Origin of the sequence: Streptomyces sp. NBC_00536, from assembly GCF_036346295.1 — a bacterium.
Taxonomy (GTDB): Bacteria; Actinomycetota; Actinomycetes; order Streptomycetales; family Streptomycetaceae; genus Streptomyces.
Genome location: NZ_CP107819.1, coordinates 1312583 through 1339266 on the forward strand (window position 1 = coordinate 1312583; position 26684 = coordinate 1339266).

The 26684-nt window shown below is 72.1% G+C and carries 29 protein-coding genes; 18 read left to right on the top strand and 11 right to left on the bottom strand.

Annotation, left to right across the window (positions count from 1 at the left end):
• Nucleotides 1–100 precede the first annotated feature (100 nt).
• Nucleotides 101–1330, bottom strand: a complete 1230-nt coding sequence (locus tag OHS33_RS05425; protein WP_330329230.1) for an acyl-CoA dehydrogenase family protein — start codon at nucleotides 1328–1330, stop codon at nucleotides 101–103.
• A gap of 228 nt (nucleotides 1331–1558) precedes the next feature.
• On the opposite strand from OHS33_RS05425, the gene OHS33_RS05430 reads away from it, so the two are divergent.
• Entirely contained in the window at nucleotides 1559–2215 is a 657-nt protein-coding gene (locus tag OHS33_RS05430; protein ID WP_330329231.1) for a TetR family transcriptional regulator, read from the top strand.
• A gap of 31 nt (nucleotides 2216–2246) precedes the next feature.
• Here OHS33_RS05430 and def read toward each other — a convergent pair whose 3' ends face one another.
• Nucleotides 2247–2786: a peptide deformylase gene (gene def, locus OHS33_RS05435; protein WP_330329232.1), complete on the bottom strand. Its 540-nt coding sequence runs from the start codon at nucleotides 2784–2786 to the stop codon at nucleotides 2247–2249.
• A 113-nt stretch (nucleotides 2787–2899) separates the two neighbouring features.
• On the opposite strand from def, the gene OHS33_RS05440 reads away from it, so the two are divergent.
• The 6 genes from OHS33_RS05440 to OHS33_RS05465 all read left to right on the top strand — a co-directional run bounded on the left by OHS33_RS05440 (nucleotide 2900) and on the right by OHS33_RS05465 (nucleotide 8104).
• Nucleotides 2900–4138, top strand: a complete 1239-nt coding sequence (locus OHS33_RS05440) for a MurT ligase domain-containing protein (protein WP_330329233.1) — start codon at nucleotides 2900–2902, stop codon at nucleotides 4136–4138.
• A 20-nt stretch (nucleotides 4139–4158) separates the two neighbouring features.
• Entirely contained in the window at nucleotides 4159–4887 is a 729-nt protein-coding gene (locus OHS33_RS05445) for a type 1 glutamine amidotransferase (RefSeq protein WP_330329234.1), read from the top strand.
• A 190-nt stretch (nucleotides 4888–5077) separates the two neighbouring features.
• Nucleotides 5078–6106 carry a 6-phosphofructokinase gene (locus OHS33_RS05450; RefSeq protein ID WP_330329235.1) on the top strand — a complete coding sequence of 343 codons (1029 nt, stop codon included), beginning with the start codon at nucleotides 5078–5080 and terminating at the stop codon, nucleotides 6104–6106.
• A gap of 91 nt (nucleotides 6107–6197) precedes the next feature.
• Nucleotides 6198–7154, top strand: coding sequence for a cytochrome c oxidase assembly protein (locus OHS33_RS05455; RefSeq protein WP_330329236.1), 957 nt, complete (start codon nucleotides 6198–6200; stop codon nucleotides 7152–7154).
• A gap of 32 nt (nucleotides 7155–7186) precedes the next feature.
• Nucleotides 7187–7345 carry a hypothetical protein gene (locus OHS33_RS05460; RefSeq protein WP_330329237.1) on the top strand — a complete coding sequence of 53 codons (159 nt, stop codon included), beginning with the start codon at nucleotides 7187–7189 and terminating at the stop codon, nucleotides 7343–7345.
• Between the two features lie 48 nt (nucleotides 7346–7393).
• Nucleotides 7394–8104 (top strand): lysophospholipid acyltransferase family protein, encoded by a 711-nt coding sequence (locus tag OHS33_RS05465; RefSeq protein WP_330329238.1) that lies wholly within the window; start codon nucleotides 7394–7396, stop codon nucleotides 8102–8104.
• Nucleotides 8105–8167: 63 nt separating this feature from the next.
• Here the strand turns inward: OHS33_RS05465 and OHS33_RS05470 are convergent, their stop codons facing one another.
• From OHS33_RS05470 to OHS33_RS05500, 7 genes are all read right to left on the bottom strand, one after another.
• A complete protein-coding gene (locus OHS33_RS05470) occupies nucleotides 8168–9835 on the bottom strand; it encodes an alpha/beta hydrolase (RefSeq protein ID WP_330329239.1) in 1668 nt (555 codons plus the stop codon).
• Nucleotides 9836–10096: 261 nt separating this feature from the next.
• Entirely contained in the window at nucleotides 10097–10900 is an 804-nt protein-coding gene (locus OHS33_RS05475) for an urease accessory protein UreD (protein ID WP_330329240.1), read from the bottom strand.
• Nucleotides 10897–11583 carry an urease accessory protein UreG gene (gene ureG / locus OHS33_RS05480; RefSeq protein ID WP_330329241.1) on the bottom strand — a complete coding sequence of 229 codons (687 nt, stop codon included), beginning with the start codon at nucleotides 11581–11583 and terminating at the stop codon, nucleotides 10897–10899. Before ureG ends, OHS33_RS05475 begins: the two co-directional genes overlap by 4 nt.
• Before the next feature lie 44 nt (nucleotides 11584–11627).
• The gene (locus OHS33_RS05485; protein ID WP_330329242.1) at nucleotides 11628–12302 is read right to left on the bottom strand and encodes an urease accessory protein UreF; all 675 of its coding nucleotides are present in this window, start codon (nucleotides 12300–12302) and stop codon (nucleotides 11628–11630) included.
• Nucleotides 12303–12315: 13 nt separating this feature from the next.
• Entirely contained in the window at nucleotides 12316–14037 is a 1722-nt protein-coding gene (locus tag OHS33_RS05490; RefSeq protein ID WP_330329243.1) for an urease subunit alpha, read from the bottom strand.
• Nucleotides 14030–14341 (bottom strand): urease subunit beta, encoded by a 312-nt coding sequence (locus OHS33_RS05495; protein WP_330329244.1) that lies wholly within the window; start codon nucleotides 14339–14341, stop codon nucleotides 14030–14032. The genes OHS33_RS05490 and OHS33_RS05495 overlap by 8 nt, the downstream gene beginning before the upstream one ends.
• 15 nt (nucleotides 14342–14356) lie before the next feature.
• Complete coding sequence (locus tag OHS33_RS05500; RefSeq protein WP_283456084.1) at nucleotides 14357–14659, bottom strand: urease subunit gamma; 303 nt, start codon at nucleotides 14657–14659, stop codon at nucleotides 14357–14359.
• Between the two features lie 357 nt (nucleotides 14660–15016).
• On the opposite strand from OHS33_RS05500, the gene OHS33_RS05505 reads away from it, so the two are divergent.
• A complete protein-coding gene (locus tag OHS33_RS05505; RefSeq protein ID WP_330329245.1) occupies nucleotides 15017–15406 on the top strand; it encodes a VOC family protein in 390 nt (129 codons plus the stop codon).
• 38 nt (nucleotides 15407–15444) lie between these two features.
• Here OHS33_RS05505 and OHS33_RS05510 read toward each other — a convergent pair whose 3' ends face one another.
• Nucleotides 15445–15891 (bottom strand): ATP-binding protein, encoded by a 447-nt coding sequence (locus tag OHS33_RS05510; protein ID WP_330329246.1) that lies wholly within the window; start codon nucleotides 15889–15891, stop codon nucleotides 15445–15447.
• 195 nt (nucleotides 15892–16086) lie between these two features.
• On the opposite strand from OHS33_RS05510, the gene OHS33_RS05515 reads away from it, so the two are divergent.
• Entirely contained in the window at nucleotides 16087–16962 is an 876-nt protein-coding gene (locus OHS33_RS05515; RefSeq protein ID WP_330329247.1) for a helix-turn-helix domain-containing protein, read from the top strand.
• Between the two features lie 12 nt (nucleotides 16963–16974).
• Entirely contained in the window at nucleotides 16975–17196 is a 222-nt protein-coding gene (locus tag OHS33_RS05520; protein ID WP_330329248.1) for a DUF397 domain-containing protein, read from the top strand.
• 14 nt (nucleotides 17197–17210) lie between these two features.
• On the opposite strand, the gene OHS33_RS05525 is transcribed toward OHS33_RS05520, so the two are convergent.
• A complete protein-coding gene (locus OHS33_RS05525) occupies nucleotides 17211–18383 on the bottom strand; it encodes an 8-amino-7-oxononanoate synthase (RefSeq protein WP_330329249.1) in 1173 nt (390 codons plus the stop codon).
• A 155-nt stretch (nucleotides 18384–18538) separates the two neighbouring features.
• Here OHS33_RS05525 and bioB point away from each other — a divergent pair, with 155 nt between their 5' ends.
• The 8 genes from bioB (at nucleotide 18539) to OHS33_RS05565 (ending at nucleotide 26661) form a co-directional block, all read left to right on the top strand.
• Nucleotides 18539–19828 (top strand): biotin synthase BioB, encoded by a 1290-nt coding sequence (gene bioB, locus OHS33_RS05530; protein WP_330329250.1) that lies wholly within the window; start codon nucleotides 18539–18541, stop codon nucleotides 19826–19828.
• Nucleotides 19821–21143, top strand: coding sequence for an adenosylmethionine--8-amino-7-oxononanoate transaminase (locus OHS33_RS05535; RefSeq protein ID WP_330329251.1), 1323 nt, complete (start codon nucleotides 19821–19823; stop codon nucleotides 21141–21143). Before bioB ends, OHS33_RS05535 begins: the two co-directional genes overlap by 8 nt.
• Before the next feature lie 53 nt (nucleotides 21144–21196).
• The gene (gene bioD / locus OHS33_RS05540) at nucleotides 21197–21934 is read left to right on the top strand and encodes a dethiobiotin synthase (protein WP_330329252.1); all 738 of its coding nucleotides are present in this window, start codon (nucleotides 21197–21199) and stop codon (nucleotides 21932–21934) included.
• A 133-nt stretch (nucleotides 21935–22067) separates the two neighbouring features.
• On the top strand, nucleotides 22068–22742 hold the full coding sequence (locus OHS33_RS05545; RefSeq protein WP_330329253.1) for a class I SAM-dependent methyltransferase: 675 nt from the start codon (nucleotides 22068–22070) through the stop codon (nucleotides 22740–22742).
• Nucleotides 22743–22790: 48 nt separating this feature from the next.
• Nucleotides 22791–23219 (top strand): GNAT family N-acetyltransferase, encoded by a 429-nt coding sequence (locus OHS33_RS05550; RefSeq protein WP_330329254.1) that lies wholly within the window; start codon nucleotides 22791–22793, stop codon nucleotides 23217–23219.
• 185 nt (nucleotides 23220–23404) lie between these two features.
• On the top strand, nucleotides 23405–24793 hold the full coding sequence (locus OHS33_RS05555; protein WP_330329255.1) for a hemolysin family protein: 1389 nt from the start codon (nucleotides 23405–23407) through the stop codon (nucleotides 24791–24793).
• Nucleotides 24790–25809 (top strand): hemolysin family protein, encoded by a 1020-nt coding sequence (locus OHS33_RS05560; RefSeq protein WP_330329256.1) that lies wholly within the window; start codon nucleotides 24790–24792, stop codon nucleotides 25807–25809. Before OHS33_RS05555 ends, OHS33_RS05560 begins: the two co-directional genes overlap by 4 nt.
• A gap of 72 nt (nucleotides 25810–25881) precedes the next feature.
• Nucleotides 25882–26661: an SGNH/GDSL hydrolase family protein gene (locus OHS33_RS05565; RefSeq protein WP_330329257.1), complete on the top strand. Its 780-nt coding sequence runs from the start codon at nucleotides 25882–25884 to the stop codon at nucleotides 26659–26661.
• The last annotated feature ends 23 nt before the right edge of the window (nucleotides 26662–26684 follow it).

A 26684-nucleotide genomic window follows, 5' to 3' on the forward strand; every position in this document is an offset into this window, starting at 1 on the left:
GGGTCACACTCGGCGATCCGACGGAAGCGGCCCTCTGGCGGCGCCCACCGGACGGCGCGCCGGGCGCCGTCCGGCTCCACTTCTTGAACGCGGCGCCGCGCTAGCGGATCGGCATGTCCGAGAGGGTGCGGGCGATCACCAGGCGCTGGATCTCGCTGGTGCCCTCGAAGATCGTGTAGATCGCGCTGTCCCGGTGCATCCGCTCCACCGGGTACTCGCGGGTGAACCCGTTCCCGCCGAGGATCTGCACGGCCTGCGCGGTGACCTTCTTGGCGACCTCGCTCGCGAAGAGCTTCGACATCGAGCCCTCCGCGGAGGTGAACGGCTTGCCCGCGACCGCCATCCACGACGCCCGCCACACCAGCAGCCGGGCCGCGTCGATCGAGGTGCGCATGTCCGCGAGCTGGAAGGCCACGCCCTGGTTGTCGATGATCGGGCGGCCGAACTGGGTGCGGGTCTTCGCGTAGTCCAGGGCCACCTCGTACGCCGCCCGCGCGGTGCCGACCGCCATGGCGCCGACGGCGGGGCGGGAGGCCTCGAAGGTGGCCATGGCCGCGTTCTTCACCCGCTCACCGCCGCCGCTGCGCGCCCGCTCGTGGGCCCTGGCGAGCCGCTCGTCCAGCTTCTCCTTGCCGCCGAGCAGGCAGGAGCCGGGGATCCGGACGTCCTCCAGGACCACCTCGGCGGTGTGCGAGGCGCGGATGCCGTGCTTCTTGAACTTCTGGCCCTGGGACAGCCCGGGGGTGTTCGGGGGCACGATGAAGGAGGCGTGCCCCTTGGTGCCGAGTTCCGGGTCGACCACGGCGACCACGATGTGGACGTTGGCGATGCCGCCGTTGGTCGCCCAGGTCTTGGTGCCGTTGAGCACCCACTCGTCCTTGGCCTGGTCGTAGACGGCGCGGGTGCGCATCGAGCCGACGTCGGAGCCCGCGTCGGGCTCGGAGGAGCAGAAGGCGGCGACCTTCACGTCGTCCGGGGTGCCGTACATCTGGGGTATCCAGGTGCCGATCTGCTCCTCGGTGCCGTTGGCCACGACGCCGATGGCGGCGAGCCCGGTGCCGACGATCGACAGGGCGATGCCCGCGTCGCCCCAGAACAGCTCCTCCATGGCCATCGGGATGCCGAGGCCGGTCGGGTCGAAGAACTGCTGGGCGTAGAAGTCGAGGGAGTAGATGCCGACCTTGGCGGCCTCCTGGATGACGGGCCAGGGAGTCTCTTCGCGCTCGTCCCATTCCGCGGCGGCGGGGCGGATCACGTCGGCGGCGAAGCCGTGGATCCAGTCCCGCACCTGCTTCTGGTCGTCGCTCAGGTCCATGGTGAACTCCGCCATGTCGTCCCCTCCAGCTGTGCTTGTCGAACACAGACGTTACTCGCGGTAACATCGAACAGTGAGCACAGTGTGTTACCGGCGGGTAGCCACTGTCAACCGCCGCCGCCGACCGCCGCTTCCGCCCCACGGCCCCGCCCGCGGCCGCCGCCGATTCGGTCGACCGGGTGTGCGGAGTGTTACGTTGCGTGGGCGTCACGCACATCGCAAGGGCGGGGAGAGAAACACATCATGGAGACCACGCGGCAGGCCGGCCCGGCGGGCGGCCAGCAGGGATCGTCCGAACACCGGCGGCGGGAGCTGCTCGAAGCGGCCGACCGCGTCGTCCTCAGGGACGGCCCCCGGGCCTCCATGAACGCCATCGCGGCCGAGGCGGGCATCACCAAGCCGATCCTCTACCGGCACTTCGGCGACAAGGCGGGCCTCTACCAGGCGCTCGCCGTCCGGCACACCGACGCGCTCCTCGACTCCCTGCGCGCCGCGCTCGACGCCCCCGCCGAGCGGCGCCGCCGGGTCGAGGCCACCCTCGACACCTACCTCGCCGCCATCGAGGCGCGCCCGCAGGTCTACCGCTTCCTGATGCACCCGGCCGAGGACACGCACTCCGCCGAGCGCGGCTTCGACGTCGGCCTGCACTCGGCGCCCCTGCTGCGCCGCCTCGGCGAGGAACTGGCCGAGGTGATCGCGGAGCGCGTGGACCTCGGTCCCGGCGGGGAGCGCCTGGCCCGGGTCTGGGGCCACGGGATCGTCGGCATGATGCACGCGGCCGGGGACTGGTGGCTCGGCGAACGGCCCTGCGAGCGGGCCGAGTTGGTCAGCGATCTGGTCGACCTGCTGTGGGGCCGGCTGGCGACCGCGGGCAACCGCCCGGACGGTCCCGGCTTCTGACCCCTGGGCGGGCGTACGAGCGTACGGAGCCCTACGCCGACCAGGGCGCCCGGCGGATCGCGCGGCGCAGGCGGCGCAGCCGCAGCCCGGTCACCCGGTCCGCGTAGACCCCGCCGTCGAGGTGGTCGCACTCGTGCTGGAGGCAGCGGGCGAAGAACCCGGTGCCGGAGATCCTCACCGGAGCGCCGTCCGAGGTGACCCCTTCGACCACGGCGTGGTCGAAGCGGACCGTCCCGGCCTCCAGGCCGGGCAGCGACAGGCAGCCCTCGGGGCCGATCAGCTCCAGGCCGTCGGCCTCGACGAGGCGCGGGTTCACGACGTGGCCGACGTGGCGGACGTCCTCGTCGTCGGGGCAGTCGTAGACGAAGACCCGCTGGTTCACACCGATCTGGTTCGCGGCCAGGCCCACGCCCTCCGCGGCGTACATGGTGGCGAACATGTCCTCGACCAGCCGGCCGAGGGCCGGACCGAAGTCGGTGACCTCCGCGCAGGCGGAGTGGAGCACCGGATCGCCGAGCAGGCTCATGGTGCGGATGAGGCCTGAATTGCCGGGGATGGGGCGCTGTCGCATGCCGATAAGGGTACGCGGAGCGACTATATGAGCGATTCACCGGGCGCCGCGGTCAGGGCTCCCACCGGTTCTGGATAGGCTGGGGCCGACCGACGCAAGGAGGACGAGGGACGATGGCAGGCAACACAGAGCCGCTTTCGCCGCGGGCCAAGCTGGCCGTGACGGCGGGCAAGGCCGCGGCGGCGGTGTCGCGGGCCGCGGGACGCGGAAGCGGATCGGTGATCGGAGGCAAGGTCGCGCTCAGGCTCGACCCCGATCTTCTCGGCGCGCTGGCACAGCATCTCGATGTCGTCCTCGTGTCGGCAACGAACGGCAAGACGACGACGACCCGGCTGATCGCGGAGGCCCTGCGCGCCAGCGGCCCCGTGGTGTCCAACGCGCTGGGCGCCAACATGCCCGCGGGCATCACCTCGGCGCTGGCGGGCGGCAGCGACGCCAAGTACGGCGTCATCGAGGTCGACGAGAAGTACCTCGCGGGCGTGGCCCGGGACGTGACGCCGAAGGTGATCGCGCTCCTGAACCTCAGCCGCGACCAGCTGGACCGCGCCGCCGAGACCCGCATGCTCGCGGAGAAGTGGCGCGAGGGCCTCTCGGGGTCCAAGGCGGTCATCGTCGCGAACTGCGACGACCCCCTGATCGTGTGGTCCGCGTCCTCCTCGCAGAACGTGGTGTGGGTCGCGGCCGGCCAGGAGTGGAAGGACGACGCCTGGTCGTGCCCCGCCTGCGGCGGCGTGATGCAGCGCCCGGGCGACGACTGGTACTGCGGCGAGTGCGGCTTCCGCCGTCCCACCCCCACCTGGGTGCTCAGCGGCGACCACGTGCTCGACCCGCACGGCAGCGCCTGGCCGATCCACCTCCAGCTGCCGGGCCGCGCCAACAAGGCGAACGCCGCCACCTCGGCCGCGGTCGCCGCCGTCTTCGGGGTGCCCCCGCAGGTCGCCCTGGAGCGCATGTACCAGGTGCAGGCGGTGGCCGGCCGCTACGACGTGGTCTCCTTCCAGGGCCGTGAGCTGCGCCTGCTGCTCGCGAAGAACCCGGCGGGCTGGCTCGAAACGTTTTCCCTGATCGACCCGCCGCCCACGCCGGTGATCCTTTCGGTCAATGCGCGCGGCGCCGACGGCACCGACACCTCCTGGCTGTGGGACGTGGACTACCCGCGTCTGGCCGGTCACCCGATCTTCGTGATCGGCGACCGCAAGCTCGACCTCGCGGTCCGTCTGGAGGTCGCGGGTCTGGACTTCCGCGTCTGCGAGACCCTCGACGAGGCCGTGCAGCTGGCGCCGCCGGGCCAGATCGAGCTGATCGCCAACTACACCGCCTTCCAGGACGTGCGCCGCCGCGTCGGCAACTAGTACCCATAAAGGACAAGAGCATGAGCGACAACAGCCTGCGTCTGGTGTGGGTCTACCCCGACCTGCTGAGCACGTACGGAGACCAGGGCAACGCCCTCGTGGTGGAGCGCCGGGCGCGCCTGCGCGGACTGGACGTCCAGCGCGTGGACGTGCGCAGCGACCAGCCGATCCCGACCTCCGGTGACATCTACCTCATCGGCGGCGGCGAGGACCGGCCCCAGCGGCTGGCCGCGGACCGGCTGCTGCGCGACGGCGGTCTGGAGCGTGCCGTCTCGAACGGGGCGATCGTCTTCTCCGTCTGCGCCGGCTACCAGATCCTCGGCCAGGAGTTCGTCAACGACATGGGCGAGCGCCAGCAGGGCCTCGGCCTGCTGGACGTGGTCACCGTGCGCGGTGAGGGCGAGCGCTGCGTGGGCGACGTCCTCGGGGACATCGACCCGCGGCTCGGTCTGCCGCAGCTGACGGGCTTCGAGAACCACCAGGGCGTCACCCACCTCGGCCCGACCGCCCGCCCGTTCGCCCGGGTCAGCATGGGCCGCGGCAACGGCACGGGAGACGGCACGGAGGGCGCGTACAACGACACCGTCTTCGGTACGTACATGCACGGCCCGGTCATGGCCCGCAACCCGCTCATCGCGGACCTGCTGCTGAAGCTGGCCCTCGACGTGAACGCGCTGCCGCCGGTCGACGACCGGTGGTACGAGGCGCTGCGCGCGGAGCGCATCGCGTCGGCGACGCAGCCCGCGTAGCGACCCCGGACACCACGCGTTGGCCCGGATTTCCCTTGGGAGATCCGGGCCGACGTGCGTTCGTACGACTGATCTGACCAGCATGTGGAGGATGGTTCAGTCCGGCGGGCATCGACTTGTAGGGTGGCCGTAGTTCCAACCGGACGACGTGGTCCGGTCGTCGGCCCACGTTGCAAAGGTCCTGCCTGCCATGCGCATTGGTGTGCTCACTTCCGGAGGCGACTGCCCCGGCCTGAATGCCGTCATCCGCTCCGTCGTACACCGCGCCGTCGTCGACCACGGTGACGAGGTCATCGGGTTCCTGGACGGCTGGAAGGGCCTGCTGGAGGGCGACTACCGCAAGCTGGACCTGGACGCCGTCAGCGGCATCCTGGCCCGCGGCGGCACCATCCTGGGCTCCTCCCGGGTACAGCCCGCGCACCTGCGCGGCGGCGTCGAGACGGCCCGCGGCCACGTCGCGGACCTCGGGCTCGACGCGATCATCCCGATCGGCGGCGAGGGCACGCTCAAGGCGGCGCACCTGCTGTCCGAGGCCGGGCTGCCGATCGTCGGCGTACCGAAGACCATCGACAACGACATCGCCTCGACCGACGTCACCTTCGGGTTCGACACGGCCGTGGGCGTGGCCACCGAGGCCCTCGACCGGCTGAAGACCACCGCCGAGTCGCACCAGCGCGTGATGGTGGTCGAGGTGATGGGCCGGCACACCGGCTGGATCGCCCTGCACTCGGGCATGGCCGCGGGCGCCCACGCGATCGTCGTCCCGGAGCGCCCCTTCGACATCGAGGAGCTGACGGCCATCGTCGGCGAGCGGTTCTCGGCGGGCAAGCGGTTCGCGATCGTCGTGGTCGCGGAGGGCGCCAAGCCCGCGGAGGGCTCCTCCATGTCCTTCGAGCAGGGCGGCACCGACATCTACGGCCACGAGCGGTTCGCCGGCATCGGCAACCGGCTCGCGGTCGAGCTGGAGGACCGCCTCGGCAAGGAGGCTCGTCCGGTGATCCTGGGTCACGTCCAGCGCGGCGGCACGCCGACCGCGTACGACCGGGTGCTCGCCACCCGCTTCGGCTGGCACGCGGTGGAGGCCGCCCACCGGGGCGAGTTCGGCATGCTGACCGCCCTGCGCGGCACGGACATCGTGATGGTCCCGCTGGGCGAGGCCACCCAGACGCTGAAGACGGTCCCGGCCGAGCGGTACGCGGAGGCGGAGACCGTTCTGTGATGTTTCCCCCCTTCTGACACCGCCCCCGGACGCATCGGCGTCCGGGGGCGGCACTACTGTGGTGGGGCACCGCAGTCAAGGGAGTACACGCATGAACCATCTCGCGCACGACGGCATGGATATGGGCGACCTGCCGCCGTTCACCCTCGGGCGCGGGCTGGAGTTCTCGTTCGACGCCTTCTTCCTCATCGGCTCGCTGCTCGGGCTCGGCCTCTACCTCTGGGGCGTCCTGCGGCTGCGCGGGCGCGGCGACTCCTGGCCCGTGGGCCGGAGCATCGCCTTCACCATCGGCGTGCTCACCGTGATGCTGGTGATGTGCACCAAGCTGAACGACTACGGCATGGTCATGTTCAGCGTGCACATGATCCAGCACATGGTCATCAGCATGCTGACCCCGATCCTGCTGCTGCTCGGGGCGCCGGTGACGCTGGCCCTGCGCGCCCTGCCCCCGGCCGCCCGCGGCCACAAGGGGCCGCGCGAGCTGCTGCTGATGCTCCTGCACAGCCGCTACATGAAGGTGATCACCCACCCGGTGTTCACCATCCCCATGTTCATCGCCAGCCTCTACGGCCTGTACTTCACCCCGCTCTTCGACTTCCTGATGGAGTCCAGGACCGGGCACATCGCGATGATGGTGCACTTCCTCGCCGTCGGCCTGATCTTCTTCTGGCCGATCATGGGCGTGGACCCGGGGCCGCACCGCCCCGGCTATGTGATGCGGATGCTGGAACTCTTCGCGGGCATGCCCTTCCACGCCTTCTTCGGCATCGCGCTGATGATGGCGAGCGAGCCGATGATCAAGACGTACGACCACCCGGCCGCGAGCCTCGGCGTCGACCCGCTGCTCGACCAGCAGTGGGGCGGCGGTATCGCCTGGGCCTTCAGCGAGATCCCCTCGGTGCTCGTCCTGATCGCGCTGGTCTACCAGTGGTACCACTCCGAACAGCGGGCGGCGAAGCGCTCCGACCGCGCCGCCGACCGGGACGGCGACAAGGAGCTGGCGGAATACAACGCATATCTGGCCTCGCTCCAAGCGCGTGGACAGTAGCGCCGGGGCACCCGGGCGCGCCACCATGGGGCATGACCGGATCTGTGAAGGCGATGGCCGTGCTCACCTGTGCCGCGCTGGTGGCGGTGGCCGCGTATTCGGTGGCCCTCGGCAGTAACGGCTGGCTGTGGTTCGGGTGGGTCGTACTGGGTCTGCTCACCGCGGGGATGGCCGCCTCCCGCAGCAGCTGACCGTCCGTAGGATGGCGGTCACCACGGGGCGTCGACGGGAGCGGCCGGATGTTCTACCACCTGCTCAAGCACGTACTCCTCGGACCGCTGCTGCGGCTGCTGTTCCGGCCGCGGATCGAGGGCATCGAGCACGTTCCGTCCGAGGGTGCCGCCATCGTCGCGGGCAATCACCTGTCCTTCTCGGACCACTTCCTGATGCCCGCGATCCTGCGGCGGCGGATCACCTTCCTCGCGAAGGCCGAGTACTTCACCGGGCCCGGGCTCAAGGGGCGGCTCACCGCCGCCTTCTTCCGCAGCGCGGGACAGATCCCGGTCGACCGCACCGGCAAGGACGCGGGTCAGGCGGCCCTGCGCGAGGGGCTCGGGGTACTGGCCCGGGGCGAGCTGCTGGGCATCTACCCGGAGGGCACCCGCTCGCACGACGGGCGGCTGTACAAGGGGAAGGTCGGGGTGGCCGCGATGGCGCTCGGCGCCCGGGTGCCCGTCGTGCCCTGCGCGATGGTCGGCACCTTCGAGATCCAGCCGCCGGGACAGAAGATCCCGAAGATCCGGCGGGTGACGATCCGCTTCGGTGCGCCGCTGGAGTTCAGCCGCTACGAAGGGCTGGAGAACGAGCGCGCCGTGCTGCGCGCCGTCACCGACGAGATCATGTACGCCGTCCTCGGCCTGTCCGGGCAGGAGTACGTCGACCGGTACGCCGCCGAGGTCAAGGCCGAGGAGGAGGAGACGCGGAAGAAGGCCCGGCGCACGGGGCGCTGAGCCTTCTCCCGCTGAGATTTCTCCCTACGGCTGTCCCGCTCGGCTACGAGGAGCCGGTCGTCCTCAACGGACGGCCGGAAGCTCCTCGCGGGCCGGCAGGTCGGACGCCGCGCTCTTGGTGAGCGACTTCGCGGCGGCCGGGGCCGGGGCGACCGGAGTGGCGTGCGGACCGCACTTCACGTCCTGCGCGTCGACCTTGCCGGTGAGCAGGTAGGTGTCCACCCGGGTGTTGATGCAGGGGTTCACCAGGCTGGTGACACCGTGCGAGCCCGCGTTCTGCTCGGTGATCAGACGCGAACCGGCGAGGCGGCGGTGCAGCTCGACGCCACCCTCGTACGGCGTGGCCGCGTCGCGCTCGGACTGGACGATCAGCACCGGAGCGATGGTGCCGCGCTTGGCGCCGACCTCGATCGGGTTGTACTGCTTGGACTTCCAGGTCGCGCAGGGCAGGTTCATCCACGCGTTGGACCAGGTCAGGAACGGGTACTTCTCGTTCAGCTTGGTGTTGTCCCGGTCCCACTTGGTCCAGCTGGTGGGCCACTTGGCGTCGGCGCACTCGACCGCGGTGTAGACGGCGTTGCCGTTCTCCGCGGAGATGTTCCCCTGGATGTCGCTCATGTCCGGGGTGTTGGCCTCGATCAGCGGCTTCTCGTCACCGGCCACCCACGCGGCGAAGGCCTGGGCGGTGGGCACCCACGAGGAGTCGTAGTACGGGGCCTTCTGGAAGAAGCCGAGCAGCTCGTTCGGGCCGACCGTTCCGCCGAGCGGCTTGGCCTTGGCCTGGGCGCGCAGCTGCAGCCACTTCGCCTCGACCTTGGCGCGGGTGTCGCCGATGTGGAAGACGTTGTCGTTCTTGGCGACCCAGTCCTCCCAGTCGTTCCAGCGCATCTGGAAGGCCACGTCCTGGCCGAGGTTGGCCTCGTACCAGATGTTGGACTGGTCCGGGTTGACCACGGAGTCGACGATCATGCGGCGCACGTGGGTCGGGAAGAGGGTCGCGTAGACCCCGCCCATGTAGGTGCCGTAGGAGACGCCGAGGAAGTTCAGCTTCTTCTCGCCGAGGGCGGCGCGGATGACGTCCAGGTCGCGCGCCGCGTTCGGCGTGGTCATGAACGGCAGCATCTCGCCGCTGCGCGCCTTGCAGCCGTCCGCGTAGTCGGCGGCGAGCTTGCGCTGGGCGTTCTTGTCGGCCACCGAGTCGGGGACCGGGTCGGCCTTGGGGGCCTTGACGAACTCCTGGGGGTCAATGCAGGAGATCGGCGCCGAGTGGCCGACGCCGCGGGGGTCGAAGCCCACGAAGTCGTACGCCTTGGCGGTGTTGACCCACAGCGGGCTGTTGGTGGTGGTCCGCTTCGGGAAGCGCATGCCGGAGCCACCGGGGCCGCCGGGGTTGTAGACGAGCGCGCCCTGGCGCTCGTCCTTGGTGCCCGTGCTGACGGCACGGTCGACCGCGAGGTCGATGGTCTTGCCGAACGGCTTGCGGTAGTCGAGCGGGACCTTGACCCAGCCGCACTGGATGGGGGCCGCGAAGCCCCAGTCGGCCGGGCAGTCCTTCCACTCGATCCCGCTGCGCGCCGCGCGGGCGGCGGCGATCTGGACGCCCACCGACTCGGCGGCGCCGTTGTCGTAGCTCGCCGGGGCCGCCGAGGCGGACGGCGCCAGCAGCAGGCTCGCCGCCAGCGTGCCGGTGATGAGAGTGGCAGCGCTCCCCAGCGCTGCGTTGCGTATCACGTGGTTGTTCCCCCTGCGTCAGGTGCCGCCGTGGGCGGCCGACTTCGGACACGTGCATATGACGTGCAGGGGGATCTTCGCGCCTGACCTATACGCGACAACAGAGCGCGGTCATGTTTTTTGCCAACCCGATATCCGGATTGAGGTGTACCGCTGAGCGGTGTCCCGGTTCGTCCCGGGATCAGCAAAATCAGCCCCGCCGGCGTTTGAGGCGCCCCCGGAGGGCAGAAGGGCCGCCAGGCGGCCGCGACACGGCGAACGCTAGCTGTACGTGCGCAACGCCTCGTCCAACACCGCGCGCAGCGCCAGCGCGTCCGCGGCCAGCGCCGTGACCAGCACGGCGGGCCCGGCCAGCGGGGTGACGGCCGCCAGCTCGCCCAGCATCGCGGCGGCGGGCGGCCGCCCGTCGAAGGCCGGGTCGACGATGAGCAGTTGACCCAGCGCCCGGTGTCCGGCGAGTCCGGCCGGGCCGTCCCAGCCACCGGGGGCGCCCGGACCGCAGGCGAGTTCCTGGTCCAGCAGCGGCGAGCCGTCCCGGTGGACGGTGAGCCGGCTGCGCAGCAGGCCCGACGGCTCGCCGGCCCGGCCCAGCACCTGCTCCTCGCGCAGCACCAGCCGTGCGGTGGCGGCCAGTTCGACCCGGGTGCGCACCCACAGGTCACTGCCCTGGACCGAGACCAGCTGCTCGGGCAGCCAGCGCACCGCCGCGCCCTCGTCCAGGGTCAGCGTGGTCTCGTACAGCGCGGGCGCGCCGCCCCGGCCGGGCAGGGCGAGGGTGGCGGCGGCCGTCCCGAGGGCGAGCCGGGCGCCGGGGCCCGCGCTCGCCTCGACGGTGAGGTGGTCCCCGCCGAGCGGTGCGCTCATCGCCCCGACGAGGGTGACCCGCGCCTCCCCCGGGTCGCTCCCCCGGGTGCGGCGCAGCGCGAAGGGACCCTCCCCGTGGAGCAGGGGCAGGGCGGTGCCGCCGCGGCCGTCGGCGACGGCGCGGATGCGGGCGGTGGCCCGCAGCCCCGCGGCCGGTACGGCCGGAGCGGGGGCCCCGGCCGGGGCCGCGGCGGTGGTCACCGGGCCGCCCAGGCGGCGATGTGTCCGCGCACCCACTCGGCGACCGGGGCCACCCCGTCCGGGCCGCGCAGCGACTGGAAGGCGACGGGGAGTTCACCGCGCTGCTCGGCGGCGTCGCGGGCCATCCGGTCCAGGTCGGAGCCGACGTAGGGGGCCAGGTCGGTCTTGTTGACGATGAGCAGGTCGGCGGTGGTCACACCGGGTCCGCCCTTGCGCGGGATGTCGTCGCCGCCCGCCACGTCGATCACGAAGATCTGCGCGTCGACCAGACCGCGCGAAAAGGTGGCGGTCAGGTTGTCGCCGCCGGATTCGACGAGCACCAGGTCCAGCGGACCGATCGCGTCCTCCAGCTCCTCCACCGCCTCCAGGTTGGCGGAGATGTCGTCGCGGATCGCGGTGTGCGGGCAGGCGCCGGTCTCCACGGCGGCGATCCGCTCGGGCGGCAGCACCGCCTCGCGGAGCAGGAACTCGGCGTCCTCGCGGGTGTAGATGTCGTTGGTGACGACGGCCATCGAGAACTCCGCGCGCAGCGCCCGGCACAGCGCGGCGACGGTGGCGGTCTTGCCGGAGCCGACCGGTCCGCCGAGGCCGATGCGCAGGGCGCGGCGGGAGCCGTCGGCGCGCAGCGGCGCGGCGCTGTGGGAGTGCCGGTGCGGGAAGGTCCCGGCGTGGTCGAGGTGCATGGGGGCTCCTTGGGGGCGGGGCGGGTCGGGTGAGTCGGGTGCTTTCAGGAGGCGAAGAGGCGTACGGGCCAGGCCGCGTGCGCCTCGGCGGCGATCTCCAGCAGCGGGGAGGAGGCGGCGGGCAGCGCCTCCGGCCCGGCGGAGAGGGCGAGCCGGGCGGCGTCCGCCGCCCGGGCGGCCACCTCGTCCAGGGCCGGAGCGAGCCGGGCGAGCACCCCGCTCGCCTCGAAGGGGTCCAGGCCCAGCAGCCGCACGGTCGCGGTGGCCGGTCCCCCGACGGCCTCGTACGCCGCCACGTGCGCGGCGTCGAGCGGCCCGAGCCCGGCGGCCCGGGCGGTGACGCCGAGCACCACGGGCTGGTGGGCCCCGCGCGGGAAGGCGGCGGCCAGCGCTTCGAGTTCCGCCGAGGGCCAGGTGGCCCGGGCGGCCCGGAGCAGCTGGCGGCCGAGCCGCCGGGCGGCGGCCCGCAGCGCGGGCGACGGCGTACGGGCGTCGGCGGCGGCGTCCAGGACGGCGGGGTCCATGCCGAGGGCGGCCGCGGCGGCCAGCGCGGCCGCGACCAGTCCCGCGGTGTGCAGCCGTCCCCGGCAGAACGCTTCGAGCGTGACGTCGTCATGGATGCGGCCCGCCTTGACGGCGGCCTCGGCCCCGCCGGAGTGCGCGTGGCCTCCGGCGGGGAAGCGGCCGTCGGCGAGGACGAGCAGGGCTGCGAGGCTCATCAGAACAGGCCCATCAGAACAAGAAGTAACGCTGGGCCATGGGGAGTTCCGCCGCGGGGGCGGGTTCCACGACCTCGCCGTCGATGGTCACGGTGAAGGTGTCCGCGTCCACCTCGACGCGCGGGCGCGCGTCGTTGTTGCGCATGTCCTCCTTGGTGACCTTGCGGGTGCTCTCGATCGCCACGAACGACTTGCCCAGCTCCAGGCGTTCGGGCAGGCCGTCCTCGATGGCGGGCTGGGAAGTGAAGTTGAGCGAGTTGTAGGCGGCCGACCGGCCGGTGGCGCCGAACATGGGCCGGGGCAGCACGGGCTGCGGGGTGGGGATGGAGCCGTTGGCGTCGCCCATCTGCGCGTAGGCGATCTGGCCGCCCTTGACCACCACGTCGGGCTTGACCCCGAAGAAGGCGGGGTTCCACATCACCAGGTCGGCGAGCTTGCCGGTCTCGACCGAGCCGATCTCGCGGGCGAGGCCCTGGGCCACGGCCGGGTTGATCGTGTACTTGGCGACGTAGCGCCGCACCCGGTGGTTGTCGGCGGGTCCGTCGCCCGGCAGGAAGCCGCGCCGCTTCTTCATCACGTGCGCGGTCTGCCAGGTCCGCATGACGACCTCGCCGATCCGGCCCATCGCCTGGGCGTCGGAGGAGATGATCGAGATGGCGCCGAGGTCGTGCAGGACGTCCTCGGCCGCGATGGTGGAGGGCCGGATCCGGGACTCGGCGAAGGCGAGGTCCTCGGGCACGGCGGGGTTGAGGTGGTGGCAGACCATCAGCATGTCGAGGTGTTCCTCGATGGTGTTGACGGTGTGCGGCCGGGTCGGGTTGGTCGAACTGGGCAGGATGTTCGGCTCGGAGACCACGGTGATGATGTCGGGTGCGTGCCCGCCGCCCGCGCCCTCGGTGTGGTACGAGTGGATGGTCCGCCCGCCGATGGCCGCGAGGGTGTCGGCGACGAACCCGGCCTCGTTGAGGGTGTCCGTGTGGATGGCGACCTGCGCCCCGGTCTCGTCGCAGACGCTCAGGCAGGCGTCGATGACGGCGGGGGTGGCCCCCCAGTCCTCGTGGATCTTGAAGCCGAGGGCGCCGCCGCGCAGCTGGGAGTACATGGCGTCGCGGGACATGGTGGTGCCCTTGCCCAGCAGGCCGATGTTGACCGGGGAGTTCTCCAGCGCGGCGAACATCCGGGCGAGGTGCCAGGGACCGGGGGTGACCGTGGTCGCCTTGGAGCCTTCGGCGGGGCCGGTGCCGCCGCCGACGAGCGTGGTGATGCCGGAGGCGAGGGCCTCGTCGATGATGGTCGGCGAGATGAAGTGGACGTGGGTGTCGATGCCGCCCGCGGTGACGATCTTCCCGTTGCCCGCGATGATCTCGGTCTCGGGGCCGATGACGAGTGTCGGCTCAACCCCGTCCATGGTGTCCGGGTTGCCCGCCTTGCCGATGCCGCAGATCCGGCCGTCGCGGATGCCGATATCGGCCTTCACGATGCCCCAGTGGTCCAGCACGACCGCGCCGGTGATCACGGTGTCGGGCGCGCCCTCGGCGCGGGTGGTGCGGGCCTGGCCCATCGACTCGCGGATCACCTTGCCGCCGCCGAAGACCGCTTCGTCGCCGGAACGTCCGGGACCGCCGCTGAGGTCCTGCTCGATCTCGACGAAGAGGTCGGTGTCGGCCAGCCGGATCCGGTCACCCGCGGTCGGCCCGAAGAGGTCGGCGTACTCCTGCCGCGTCAGCTCAGCCATCGAGCGGCCCTCCGGTCTCCCCGCGCAGCCCGGGCACGACCCGCAGCCCGGCGAGCGGTACGAGTTCCACCGCGACCGGGATGCCCGGCTCGAAGCGGACGGCCGTACCGGCCGCGATGTTCAGCCGGAGCCCGTGGGCGGCCGGCCGGTCGAAGTCCAGGCCGGGGTTGACCTCGGCGAAGTGGTAGTGGGAGCCGACCTGGACGGGCCGGTCGGCAGCGTTGAGCACGGTGAGACGGGTGACGGCGCGGCCCTCGTTGAGGCGCACCGGCCCGTCCCCGAAGCGGATTTCGCCGGGGATCATGACGGGTACTGCCTCTCAGACGATGGGGTCGTGAACGGTGACGAGCTTGGTGCCGTCGGGGAAGGTCGCTTCGACCTGGACGTCGTGGATCATCTCGGGGATGCCCTCCATGACCTCCGCCCTGGTCAGCACGGTCCGCCCGGAGGCCATCAGTTCGGCCACCGTCCGGCCGTCGCGGGCCCCTTCGAGGATGTGGGTGGTGATCAGCGCGATCACCTCGGGGTGGTTGAGGAGGACCCCGCGCGCCCTTCGCTTCTCAGCCACATCGGCTGCCACATGGATCAGGAGTCTTTCCTGCTCGTGCGGTGTGAGTTGCACCCGTATCACCCGGTTTCTCGACATCTTCGACTGCGCGCCGTGCGAGACCCTATCCGCCTTCAACACTTTGTTGACCTGCCCATATGCCGCTCAAGCAGTTCTTGTCCAACGAGGGACAAGACTTTCCGGAGCGCACACCCTGGCTTTGCCATGTCTTGGCTGAATACAGACGGTTGGAGCCCCGGCCCGGCCCTCTGTCCGATGCCAGGCCGACGTCACGCTAGGGCGCCGGGTTTTCCGTCTCGTTAACTCACGTTTCCACCGGGGACCGGGTTCAGCGGCCCCTTATTCCCGGGCTCCGCGTCGTATACGGCGGTAGCTTGACCCCGGGCGACCCGCCCCCGACAAGGGAGAAATGTGTACTACAACCCCGTACGCCACATCACCTTCGACGCACTCGACCCCTACAAGGTGGCCGGGTTCTGGGCCGCGGTGACCGGCTACTCGATGCAGGCGGACGATTTCGAGGGAGACCCCGAGATCCTGCTGACCACCGACCAGCCCGGGGTGCCGGGACTGCTCTTCATCCGGGTGCCCGACGCCAAAAGCGTGAAGAACCGGGTACACCTGGACATTTCGCCGCCCACGGGCACCCGTGACGAAATGGTCGAGCGCCTGCTGGGCCTCGGCGCGCGGGTCGTGGACGACCAGCGCCGCGCGGACGGCACCGGCTGGGTGGTCCTGGCCGACCCCGAGGGCAACGAGCTGTGCATAGAGCGCAGCGGCCCGGAGCGCGGTCAGGGCTGACAGCGGTCAGGTCTGGGCGCGGCCACGTCTGGGCGCGGTCAGTTCTGACAGGCGGGGCGGGCCGCGGGGGCGGTCCAGGGCAGGGCGATCCACACGGTCTTGCCGCCGTCCTCGGTGGGGCTCACCGAGAGCCGCCCGCCCGATTCCGCCGTGAGCCAGCGGATGATGACCATACCCCGGCCGTTGTCCTGCTGGACCGCGGCCGGGAGCCGCTTGGGCCAGCGCGGGTGACTGTCGGTCACCCCGACCCGGAGCAGTTCCTCGCGCTCCAGGCGGATGTCGACGGTGAAGGTGGGCGACTGCCCGAAGGTGTGCTGCACCGCGTTGGTGGCGAGTTCCGAGACGATCAGCCGGACGGTGTCCGCGGTGTCGGCGTCATCGGGAAGTCCCCATCCGCTGAGCACGTCCGCCACATAGCGGCGGGCAGTGGAGACCGAGGCGGGATCGCTCGGCAGAGTGACGGATGCTTCCTGGTGGTCTGCCATGGCGCGGTCCCTTTCCCACCGGAGCGCAATGCCCCGGATCTGTGCTGAGCGCCAGAGTGCCACTCATTGTCCCGGCCCGGCTGCCGTTCACCCAAGATCTGCATATATCTGTCCCTCGTTGCGGTGAACTCTGCTACGGAAGACCGTATTTGGACGGCAGACTGGTGCGAGCTGTGCCGGTGGAAGGAGGCGGGTGTGCAGCACGGTCCCGCGGTGCGCCGGCGCAAGCTCGGCGAGGAACTGCGTGCGCTCCGCGACCGGTCCGGACTCACCAGTGGTGAGGCGGCCCGGATCGTGGGGTGGCACCAATCGAAGATCAGCCGGATCGAGACCGGCCGCAGCGGCGTCAAGCCCGAGGACGTGCGGCTGCTCCTCGACGCCTACGGCGGCGTGGGTGCCCAGCAGCGCGCCCTGCTGGAGGCGCTCTCGGTCTCGGCCGCGGGCCCCGGCACCGAGATCGGCCGCGGACCCCAGTGGTGGCACGACTACCGCGGCCTGCTGCCGCAGGAGTACCGGGACTTCATCAGCCTGGAGGCGGGGGCCCGCTCCGCGCGCACGGTCGAGCTGTCGGTGGTTCCCGGTCTGCTGCAGACCCCCGCGTACGCCCGGGCCGTGACCCGCGCCGCGCTGGGCGGGCTGCCGGAACCGAAGGTGGACGCGCTGGTCGACGTACGCCTCGCCCGGCAGTCGGTGCTGCGGACGGATCCGCCGCTGGAGCTGAGCGCGGTGCTCGACGAGGCGGTGCTGCGGCGGCAGATCGGCGGTCCGGGGGTGATGGCGGAGCAGCTCCGGTTCCTGGTGGAGGTGGCCCGGCTGCCCCAAGTCCGGCTCCAGGTACTGCCGTTCAGCGTGGGGGGTCATCTCGGCCTGACCGGACCGTTCGTAATTTTCTCATTTCCGAACATCGCCGATCTGGATGTGGTGGTACTCGACCATTTGACGAGTAGCCTCTATCTGGAGCGGAAGGAAGACCTTGAGGCGTACAGCGCCGCGTTCCGCACCATCCAGGCGCACGCCCTCCCGCCCCATGACTCGTCGGATCTGATCAGCGCACTCGCTGACGACGCGTAAGGAGGCACCCCCGTGTCCGCAACCCCCTTATCCACCAGCGGACTTCTGAACAGCGCGCGGTGGCGGCGCAGCAGCCGCAGCACCGGAATGAACAACTGTGTGGAAACCGCCGCCCTCAGCGGCGGCCTGCTGGCCGTCCGCGACTCCAAGCGGGCGGACGGCCCGGCCGTGCTCTTCACCGGGCCGGCCTGGGACGGTTTCCTCACGCTGGTACGGGCGGACCTCGCCCCGTAACCAGTGGTCCGTGACTAGTGGTCCGTGGCTCCGGCCGGCGCGGTCGCGAGGATCGTGTCCACGGCCCGGGTGATCTCCTCCCCCGTGAGATCCCCCCGGGCGGTCAGCCGCAGCCGGGAGATGCCGTCCGGCACGGACGGTGGCCGGAAACAGCCCACGGAAAGACCTGCCTCGCGGCAGTCGGCGGCCCAGCGCAGTGCCGCCGCGGCCGACGGGGCCCGTACCGACACCACGGCCGCGTCCGGCCGGGCCGCGGTCAGGCCGGACGCGGTGAGCCGCCTGTACAGCCGGTCGGCCACCTCACGGGCCCGCGCCGCCCGTTCCGGTTCGCGCCGGAGCAGGCGCAGGCTCGCGAGGGCCGCGCCCGCGGCGGCCGGCGCCAGCCCGGTGTCGAAGATGAAGGTCCGGGCGGTGTTGACCAGGTGCCGGATCACCCGGGCCGGCCCCAGGACCGCCCCGCCCTGGCTGCCCAGGGACTTCGAGAGGGTCAGCGTCGCCACCACGTCGGGGGCGCCCGCGAGCCCGGCGGCGTGCAGCGCGCCGCGGCCGCCCTCGCCCAGCACCCCGAGCCCGTGCGCGTCGTCCACGACCAGGGCCGCGCCGGACTCCCGGCACACGGCGGCGTACTCCGCGAGCGGCGCGGCGTCCCCGTCCACGGAGAACACCGAGTCGCTGACGAGCAGCGCCCGCCCCTGGTGCCCGGCCAGCGCCTTGCGCGCGGTGGCCGGATCCGCGTGCGGGATCACCTCGGTCCGGGCCCGCGAGAGCCGGCAGCCGTCGACGATCGAGGCGTGGTTCCCGGCGTCGGAGACGACCATGGTGTCCCGGTCGCTGAGCGCCGTGACGGCGGCGAGGTTGGCGGCGTACCCGGAGGACAGCACGAGCGCCGCCTCGAACCCGCAGAAGGCGGCCAGCTCCCGCTCCAGCTCGGCGTGCAGTTCGGTGGTCCCGGTGACCAGCCGCGACCCGGTGGCTCCGGCGCCCCAGCGTGCGGCCGCCGCCCGCGCGCCCTCGACGGTCTCGGGGTGCCGGGTCAGTCCGAGGTAGTCGTTGCTCGCGAGGTCGAGGAGGGGCGAGGAGGCAGGGCGCGGGCGCAGCGTCCGGACCAGCCCGGCGCGCTCCCGGGACCGCTCCGCGTCATCGGTCCAGGCGAAGACATCGGCGGGGTCGGGGATGTGCTGGGGCATCGGCGGATCCTCGTTTTTGTCGGCAGTCGACAGACCTGCCCGACCCTAGCCGCCGTGACTCCAGCGCCAGGTGTGGTGATACACACACTCCGATCCGGCCATGTTGTGCGATCTCTCCTTGGCCGGGAGTGGTCGTGTGGTCCAGGATCGGCGTCATGGACCTGCTGAACACCCTGGTGGACAAGGGGCTGCGGCGCGAGCTGCCGACCCGCGAAGAGGCACTTGCCGTACTGGCGACCTCGGACGACGAACTGCTCGACGTGGTGGCCGCTGCCGGCAAGGTGCGCCGCCAGTGGTTCGGGCGCCGGGTCAAGCTGAACTACCTGGTCAACCTGAAGTCGGGCCTGTGCCCGGAGGACTGCTCCTACTGTTCCCAGCGTCTGGGTTCGAAGGCGGAGATCCTGAAGTACACGTGGCTGAAGCCGGAGGAGGCCTCGCAGGCCGCCGCGGCCGGGGTCGCGGGCGGCGCGAAGCGCGTGTGCCTGGTGGCGAGCGGCCGCGGGCCGACCGACCGGGACGTGGAGCGGGTCGGCAAGACCATCGCCGCGATCAAGGAGCAGAACGAGGACGTCGAGGTCTGCGCCTGCCTGGGTCTGCTGTCGGACGGTCAGGCGGAGCGGCTGCGCGACGCGGGCGCCGACGCCTACAACCACAACCTCAACACGTCCGAGGCGACGTACGGGGCGATCACCAAGACCCACACCTACGCGGACCGCGTGGACACCGTGCAGAAGGCGCACGCGGCGGGCCTCTCCGCCTGTTCGGGCCTGATCGCGGGCATGGGCGAGAGCGACGAGGACCTCGTCGACGTCGTCTACTCGCTGCGCGAGCTGGACCCGGACTCGGTGCCGGTCAACTTCCTGATCCCGTTCGAGGGCACCCCGCTCGCCAAGGAGTGGAACCTCACCCCGCAGCGCGCGCTGCGCATCCTCGCGATGGTCCGCTTCGTGTGCCCCGACGTCGAGGTCCGCCTCGCGGGCGGGCGCGAGGTGCACCTGCGCACGATGCAGCCGCTCGCGCTGCACCTGGTCAACTCGATCTTCCTCGGCGACTACCTCACCAGTGAGGGCCAGGCCGGTCAGGCCGACCTCGACATGATCGCGGACGCCGGTTTCGAGGTGGAGGGCGCGGGTACCTCGACCCTCCCCGCGCACCGCTCGGACGTCTCGGCGGCGGCCGGTGGCTGCGGCTCGCACGGCGGGGGCGCTTCCGTATGCGGTTCGGCCCCGGCTTCCTCCGCCGACGCGGGGACGGGCGGCGCGGGCTGCGGCTCGGCGTGCGGCGGCTGCTCCGGCCACTCCGCGGAGCCGGCCGACGCTGCCGTACCGGCCCAGGCCGCGGCGCCTCAGTCCCCGTCGGGGCAGGCCGCGGCCGGTGAGGTGCGCCCGGACCTGGTGGCCGTGCGCCGCCGCGGCGCGGGAACGGAACTCGCGCCCAATGCCTGATCCGCACCACCCGCACGACCCGCTGCCGGCCGCCGATCTCCTCGCGCTGGACCGGCAGCACGTCTGGCATCCGTACGGACCCATGCCCGGGCGCCAGGAGCCGCTGATCGTCTCCTCCGCCTCGGGCGTCCGGCTGCGGCTCGCCCAGGCCTCGGAGGGCCATGACGAGCTGGTCGACGGCATGTCCTCCTGGTGGTCCGCCATCCACGGCTACAACCACCCGGTGCTCAACGAGGCCGTACGGGACCAGCTCGGCCGGATGTCACACGTGATGTTCGGCGGGCTCACCCATGAGCCCGCCGTCCGGCTCGCGGCGAAGCTGGTCGAGATCACCCCGGACGGCCTGGAGCACGTCTTCCTCGCCGACTCCGGCTCGGTCTCGGTCGAGGTCGCGGTCAAGATGTGCCTCCAGTACTGGACTTCGGTGGGCCGCCCGGGCAAGCACCGCCTGCTCACCTGGCGCGGCGGCTACCACGGGGACACCTGGCAGCCGATGTCCGTGTGTGACCCCGAGGGCGGGATGCACGAGCTGTGGCAGGGCATGCTGCCGCGTCAGCTCTTCGCGCAGGAGCCGCCCGGCGGCTTCGACGCACCCGTGGATCCGGCGTACGTCGAGCACCTGCGCGGCCTGATCTCCGCGCACGCGGACGAACTGGCCGCGGTGATCGTGGAGCCGGTGGTCCAGGGCGCGGGCGGCATGCGCTTCCACTCCCCCGGCTACCTGCGGGTGCTGCGCGAGCTGTGCGACGAGTACGACGTGCTCCTGATCCTGGACGAGATCGCGACCGGATTCGGGCGCACCGGTGCCCTGTTCGCCGCCGACCACGCGGGGATCACCCCGGACGTGATGTGCCTCGGCAAGGCGCTGACCGGCGGGTACCTGACGCTCTCGGCGACGCTCTGCACCCCACGGGTGGCGGACGGGATCTCGCGGGGCGAGGTGCCGGTGCTGGCCCACGGGCCGACGTTCATGGGCAATCCGCTGGCCGCCTCGGTGGCGCTGGCCTCGCTCGACCTGCTGCTGTCGCAGGACTGGGCGCGGGAGGTCAAGCGGATCGGGGCCGGGCTGCTGGAGGGACTGGCTCCGGCGGCCGGCCTGCCCGGGGTGAAGGACGTACGGGTGCTCGGCGCGATCGGCGTGGTGCAGCTGGACCACGACGTCGACATGGCGGCGGCGACCCGGGCGGCCGTCCGGGAGGGTGTGTGGCTGCGTCCCTTCCGGGACCTGATCTACACGATGCCGCCGTTCGTGACGGGCGACGGTGATGTCGCACGGATCTGCCGTGCGGTGTGCGCGGCGGCGCGGGAAGGCTGACCGGTTCGATGGGTACGGGTGCGATGGGTACGGGTGCGATGAGTGAGGGTGCGATGGGTACGGGGCCGCTTCCCGCGGGTGTGGTGGTGGTGTCCGGTACGGGCACCGAGATCGGGAAGACCGTCGTCACCTCGGCGATCGCGGCGGCGGCCGTCGCCGCCGGGCGCTCGGTGGCCGTGCTCAAGCCCGCGCAGACCGGGGTCGGGCCGGGTGAGGACGGTGACACGGCCGAGGTGCGGCGGCTCGCGGGCGCCGGGGTGACCACGCTGGAGCTGGCGCGCTACCCGGAGCCCTTGGCTCCGGACACCGCGGCCCGGCGGTCCGGGCTGGCGACGGTCGGGCCCGCCGAGGTGGCGGAGGCCGCCGCGAAGCTGGCCACGGAGCACGACCTGGTCCTCGTCGAGGGCGCGGGCGGGCTGCTCGTGCGCTTCGACGAGGCCGGCAACACCCTCGCCGACGCGGCCCGGCTGCTGCGGGCCCCGGTGCTGCTCGTGGTCCCCGCCGGACTCGGCACCCTCAATTCGGCCGCGCTGACCGGCGAGGCGCTGCGGGCCCGTGAGCTGACGGGCCTCGGGCTCGTGGTGGGCAGCTGGCCCACCGCACCCGACCTCGCCTCCCGCTGCAATCTGGCCGACCTCCCGACGGTCTCCGCGATGCCCCTGCTCGGGGCGGTCCCGGAAGCCTCGGGCACCCTCGCGCCGACGGCGTTCCGTACGGCCGCGCCCGGCTGGCTGGCCCCGGCCCTCGGCGGCGGCTGGTCCGCGACGGAGTTCCTGCGGACCTGGGCCTGAGACCCAGGCCTGAGACCTGGGCCTGAGCACCACCCCCTGCGGCGCGTCGTGGTGAACCCCGCGCCGGAGGGGGTGGCGGCCCCCGACGGGGGGAGACTGAAGACATGCGTACGTCCGTCGTAGGAGGTTCGTCATGTCACCGCGCCCCCCGCAGGCCTTGCCCCGGGACGCCGTCCACCACCCCGTTTTCGCCCGCTTCTACGCCCGGATGAGTGTCCAGGCCGATGTCCGCGGCGGACTCGCCGCGCTGCGCGCGGAGCTGCTGCACGGCCTCTCCGGCCGGATCATCGAGATCGGCGCGGGGAACGGGCTGAACTTCGCCCACTACCCGCGCGCCGTGAGCGAGGTCGTCGCCGTCGAACCCGAGCGGACCCTGCGCCGCCTCGCGGCCTCCGCCGCGCTGCGCGCCGAGGTCCCCGTGGACGTCGTACCGGGCGCCGCCGAGGCCCTCCCGGTCAAGAGCGAGGCCTTCGACGCGGCCGTGGCCTCGCTGGTGCTGTGCACCGTACGGGACCTGCCGCGCTCGCTCGCCGAACTGCACCGGGTCATCCGGCCGGGCGGTGAGCTGCGCTTCTTCGAGCACGGGCTGGCACCCGGGCCCACGATGGCCGGGTTCCAGCGCGCGCTGGACCGGACCGTGTGGCCCCGGCTGTTCGGCGGCTGCCACACCGCGCGGGACACGCTGGCCGCGATCGAGGCCGCCGGGTTCCGGATCGTCGAGCAGCGCGGGGTGCGGGTGCCGGAACGCGGACCCGCGCTGCCGACCTCGTACTGCGTGATCGGATCGGCCCGGCGCTCCGACGACTGAACGGTCGGCCATTGCGCGGGGACGGGTGCCCGTGTTTGGCTCTCGGCCATGATCGATCTGCGCATACGGGCCGCCGACCCGGCCGAGGCCCAGGACGTCCTCGCCTTCTGGAAGGAAGCGGCGGAAGGCACCTCCATCACGGACGACGTGGACGGAGTGACCCGGCTCATCCGGCGCGATCCGGACGCCCTGATCCTCGCCGAGGCCGACGGGGTCCTGGTGGGATCCGTCATCGCGGGCTACGACGGCTGGCGCTGCTCGCTCTACCGGCTGGCGGTGCTTCCCTCGCACCGGCGGCAGGGGATCGCCACCGCGCTCCTGGACGCCGCCGAGCGGCGCTTCCTGGACGTGGGCGGGCGGCGCGGGGACGCCATGGTGCTGGAGGCGAACGAGCGGGCGCAGCGGGCGTGGGCCGCGGCCGGGTACCACCGCGAGGAGCGCTGGCGGCGCTGGGTCAAGCCGTTCGGCCTGGGGTAGCACGATGCGGATACTTTGCTGATCCTTTACCCTGTGGGGGACGGTTCCCCTCGAGCCGTTCCCTCAAACGAAAGGTGTGAGCGTCCGCCCATGGGCGAGCCTCCCAGTCCCCTTCCTCTTCCTCCATTTCGGCGACATCGCGCGATACCCCTCCTCCTGTCTGACCATGGGACGGAGGTGAACCGATGACCGAAGTGCTTCTGCTCGTCGTCGCGCTGCTGCTCTGTCTCGCGTGCGGGGCCTTCGTCGCGGCCGAATTCTCGCTGACGACCATCGAGCGCAGTGAGCTCGAACGGGCCGTCGAGCGCGGCGAGCGCGGGGCCGACAGCGCCCTCGCCGCCGTCCGGAGCCTGACGTTCCAGCTCTCCGGCGCCCAGCTCGGCATCACCGTGACCGGCCTGGTCATCGGCATGATCTCCAAGCCCTCGATCTCCGCCCTTCTCAAGGGTCCGTTCGAGGCCATGGGACTGTCGGCCGGAGCCGCGTCCTCCACCGCCCTGGTCCTGGGCACCGCCGTGTCCACCGTCGTCCTGATGGTCGTCGGCGAGCTGGTGCCCAAGAACTGGGCGATCTCCTCCCCGCTGGCCGTCGCCAAGCGCGTGGCGACCATGCAGCGGATGTTCAGCCGGGCCTTCCGGCCCCTGATCAGCCACCTCAACACCACGGCCAACCACATGGTGCGCCGCTTCGGCATGGAGCCCGCCGAGGAGCTGGCCTCCGCGCGCAGCCCGCAGGAGCTGGTGGCGCTCGCGCGGCACTCGGCGAAGGCGGGAGCGCTGGAGAAGGACACCGCCGAACTGTTCGTGCGGACCCTGAACCTGGCCGATCTGACCGCGGAGAACGTGATGACCCCGCGGGTCCAGGTCACCGCCCTGGACGTGCAGACGACGGCGGAGGACGTGGCGAACGCGACCATGGCCACCGGCCTGTCCCGCTTCCCCGTCTACCGGGGCAGCCTCGACAGCGTCGTCGGCACCGTCCACATCAAGGACGTACTGGCGCTGCCCGCCGCCGAACGCCACCGCTACCCGGTGTCGCAGCTGCTGCGCGAGCCGCTGCTCGTCCCCGAGTCGCTGACCGTGGACCGGCTGCTGGACCGGCTGTCCGGCAAGCAGACGATGGCCGTGGTGATCGACGAATACGGCGGCACGGCCGGCGTGGCCACGCTGGAGGACATCGTCGAGGAGGTCGTGGGCGAGGTCCGCGACGAGCACGACCCGCACGAGACCCCGGACCTGGCCCCGGCCGGTACGGACGCCTCCGGCCGCCTGCTCTACTCCGCCGACGGCGCGGCCCGTACCGACCAGCTGGAGCGGATCGGGCTGCGGGTGCCGGACGGCCCGTACGAGACCCTGGCCGGACTGCTGGCGACCGAGCTGGGCCGCATACCGGTGGTCGGCGACAGCGTGCACCTCGGCGGCTGGCAACTGGAGGTCGTGGACGCCAGCGGGCGGCGGGCCGCGCGCGTGCTGCTGCACGTTCCGGTCGAGGAGCCCGCGGAAGAATCCCGCGGCGCCACCCGCAGGAGACACGGCAAGAAGAGCGGCGACACGCACCCGGAGGAGGGCCGATGACCGCGATCCAACTGCTGATCGGCCTGGCGACCCTGGTCGTCAACGCCTTCTTCGTCGGCGCGGAGTTCGCGCTGATCTCGGTCCGGCGCAGCCAGATCGAGCCGTACGCCGAGCAGGGCGACCGGCGGGCCCGGGCCGTGCTGTGGGGCCTGGAGCACGTGTCGGCCCTGATGGCGGCGGCCCAGCTGGGCATCACCCTGTGCACCCTGGTGCTCGGTGTGGTCGCCGAGCCGGCCATCGCCCACCTGCTCACCCCGCTCTTCGACCTGATCGGGGTGCCGTCCGGGGTGACCCACGCGATCTCCTTCGTGGTGGCGCTGGCACTGGCGACGTACCTGCACATGCTCTTCGGCGAGATGCTGCCGAAGAACGTGGCGCTGGCCGAGCCGGTCCGTACGGCGCTGCTCCTCGGTCCGCCGCTGGTGACCCTGACGCGGGGGCTGCGGCCGGTGATCTTCGCGATCAACGCCTTCGCCAACGCACTGCTGCGGATGCTGCGCGTCGAGGTGAAGGACGAGGTCGCCGCGACCTTCTCGGACGACGAGCTGGCCCGGATCGTCAAGGACTCCAGCGCGGCGGGGCTGATCGACGGCCGGGCGAGCGAGCGGCTGCACGACGCCCTGGAACTGGGCCGCCGGCCCGTCATAGACGTGGCGCTGCCCGTGGACCGGGTGGTCTCGGCCGGGGAGGGCATCACGCCCGAGGGGCTGGAGCGGCTCTCCGCCGCCTCCCGGTACTCGCGGTTCCCCGTGCTCGACGCGCAGCAGAAGATCCTCGGCTACCTGCACGTCAAGGACGCCCTGGAGGTGACCGCGCGCGACGAGGCCTTCCCGGTCTCCGCGCTGCGGCCGATCGCCCAGGTACGGGCCGAGACCCCGCTGGACGACGTCCTGACCGCCATGCGGCGCAGCCGCACGCACCTGGCGGCGGTCCTCGGGGCGGACGGGGTCATGACCGGCCTGGTCACGATGGAGGACGTGCTGCGCGAGCTGTTCGGGAACCAGCCCGCGGCGTAGCGGCCCGGGACGCCGGGCGGTGCCCCGGTCCGCTCGCAGGACCGGGGAACCGCGCGGTAACATCGCTCCGCCATGGAGATGAATGCGTCTTACACGAGTCTGGTCGCGGTCGGCGACTCCTTCACCGAGGGCATGTCCGACGAGCTGCCGGACGGCTCCTACCGGGGCTGGGCCGATCTGCTCGCCGCCCGTCTCGCGGCCCGCGAACCCGGGTTCCGCTACGCGAACCTCGCGGTCCGCGGGAAGCTGATCGGCCAGATCGCCGAGGAGCAGGCCCCCCTCGCCGCCTCGATGGGCGCGGACGTGGTCACCCTGGTGGGCGGGCTGAACGACACCCTGCGCCCCAAGGTCGACATGGGGCGGGTACGCGGCCACCTGGAGGCCGCCGTGGAAACGCTGGCCCCCGCCTGCGGACAGCTCGTCCTGATGCGCTCGCCCGGCCGCCGGGGACCGGTGATGGAACGTTTCCGCCCGCGCATGGAAGAGCTGTTCGTCATCATCGAGGAACTGGCGGCGCGGCACGGAGCGCTGGTCGTCGACCTCTACGGCGCCCCCGTCCTCGGCGACCAGCGGCTCTGGCACGCCGACCGGCTGCACCTGACCGGCGAGGGCCACCGCCGGGTCGCCGAGGCCGTGTGGCAGGCCCTGGGCCTGCCCGCGGAAGACGACTGGCGCAGCCCGCTGCCCGCCTCCCCGCCGCCGGGCTGGGGCGTCCGCCGCGTCCACGACGCGCGCTTCGCCCGCGAGCACCTGCTCCCGTGGATCGGCCGCCGCCTGACGGGCCGCTCCTCCGGGGACGGCCGCCCGGCGAAGCGGCCGGAGCTGCTGCCGTACGCCCCCGGGGCCTCGTAGCAAACCACAACCGGGGGCGGGGC

Coding starts and splice junctions, on each gene's coding strand:
- OHS33_RS05565 (WP_330329257.1), top strand. CDS start 25,882: ATGGAGATGAATGCGTCTTACACGAGTCTGGTCGCGGTCGGCGACTCC.
- OHS33_RS05495 (WP_330329244.1), bottom strand. CDS start 14,341: ATGATCCCCGGCGAAATCCGCTTCGGGGACGGGCCGGTGCGCCTCAAC.
- OHS33_RS05490 (WP_330329243.1), bottom strand. CDS start 14,037: ATGGCTGAGCTGACGCGGCAGGAGTACGCCGACCTCTTCGGGCCGACC.
- OHS33_RS05535 (WP_330329251.1), top strand. CDS start 19,821: ATGCCTGATCCGCACCACCCGCACGACCCGCTGCCGGCCGCCGATCTC.
- bioD (WP_330329252.1), top strand. CDS start 21,197: ATGGGTACGGGGCCGCTTCCCGCGGGTGTGGTGGTGGTGTCCGGTACG.
- OHS33_RS05550 (WP_330329254.1), top strand. CDS start 22,791: ATGATCGATCTGCGCATACGGGCCGCCGACCCGGCCGAGGCCCAGGAC.
- OHS33_RS05555 (WP_330329255.1), top strand. CDS start 23,405: ATGACCGAAGTGCTTCTGCTCGTCGTCGCGCTGCTGCTCTGTCTCGCG.
- OHS33_RS05560 (WP_330329256.1), top strand. CDS start 24,790: ATGACCGCGATCCAACTGCTGATCGGCCTGGCGACCCTGGTCGTCAAC.
- OHS33_RS05455 (WP_330329236.1), top strand. CDS start 6,198: ATGAACCATCTCGCGCACGACGGCATGGATATGGGCGACCTGCCGCCG.
- def (WP_330329232.1), bottom strand. CDS start 2,786: ATGCGACAGCGCCCCATCCCCGGCAATTCAGGCCTCATCCGCACCATG.
- OHS33_RS05430 (WP_330329231.1), top strand. CDS start 1,559: ATGGAGACCACGCGGCAGGCCGGCCCGGCGGGCGGCCAGCAGGGATCG.
- OHS33_RS05485 (WP_330329242.1), bottom strand. CDS start 12,302: ATGAGCCTCGCAGCCCTGCTCGTCCTCGCCGACGGCCGCTTCCCCGCC.
- bioB (WP_330329250.1), top strand. CDS start 18,539: ATGGACCTGCTGAACACCCTGGTGGACAAGGGGCTGCGGCGCGAGCTG.
- OHS33_RS05525 (WP_330329249.1), bottom strand. CDS start 18,383: ATGCCCCAGCACATCCCCGACCCCGCCGATGTCTTCGCCTGGACCGAT.
- ureG (WP_330329241.1), bottom strand. CDS start 11,583: ATGCACCTCGACCACGCCGGGACCTTCCCGCACCGGCACTCCCACAGC.
- OHS33_RS05465 (WP_330329238.1), top strand. CDS start 7,394: ATGTTCTACCACCTGCTCAAGCACGTACTCCTCGGACCGCTGCTGCGG.
- OHS33_RS05545 (WP_330329253.1), top strand. CDS start 22,068: ATGTCACCGCGCCCCCCGCAGGCCTTGCCCCGGGACGCCGTCCACCAC.
- OHS33_RS05445 (WP_330329234.1), top strand. CDS start 4,159: ATGAGCGACAACAGCCTGCGTCTGGTGTGGGTCTACCCCGACCTGCTG.
- OHS33_RS05510 (WP_330329246.1), bottom strand. CDS start 15,891: ATGGCAGACCACCAGGAAGCATCCGTCACTCTGCCGAGCGATCCCGCC.
- OHS33_RS05425 (WP_330329230.1), bottom strand. CDS start 1,330: ATGGCGGAGTTCACCATGGACCTGAGCGACGACCAGAAGCAGGTGCGG.
- OHS33_RS05450 (WP_330329235.1), top strand. CDS start 5,078: ATGCGCATTGGTGTGCTCACTTCCGGAGGCGACTGCCCCGGCCTGAAT.
- OHS33_RS05460 (WP_330329237.1), top strand. CDS start 7,187: ATGACCGGATCTGTGAAGGCGATGGCCGTGCTCACCTGTGCCGCGCTG.
- OHS33_RS05440 (WP_330329233.1), top strand. CDS start 2,900: ATGGCAGGCAACACAGAGCCGCTTTCGCCGCGGGCCAAGCTGGCCGTG.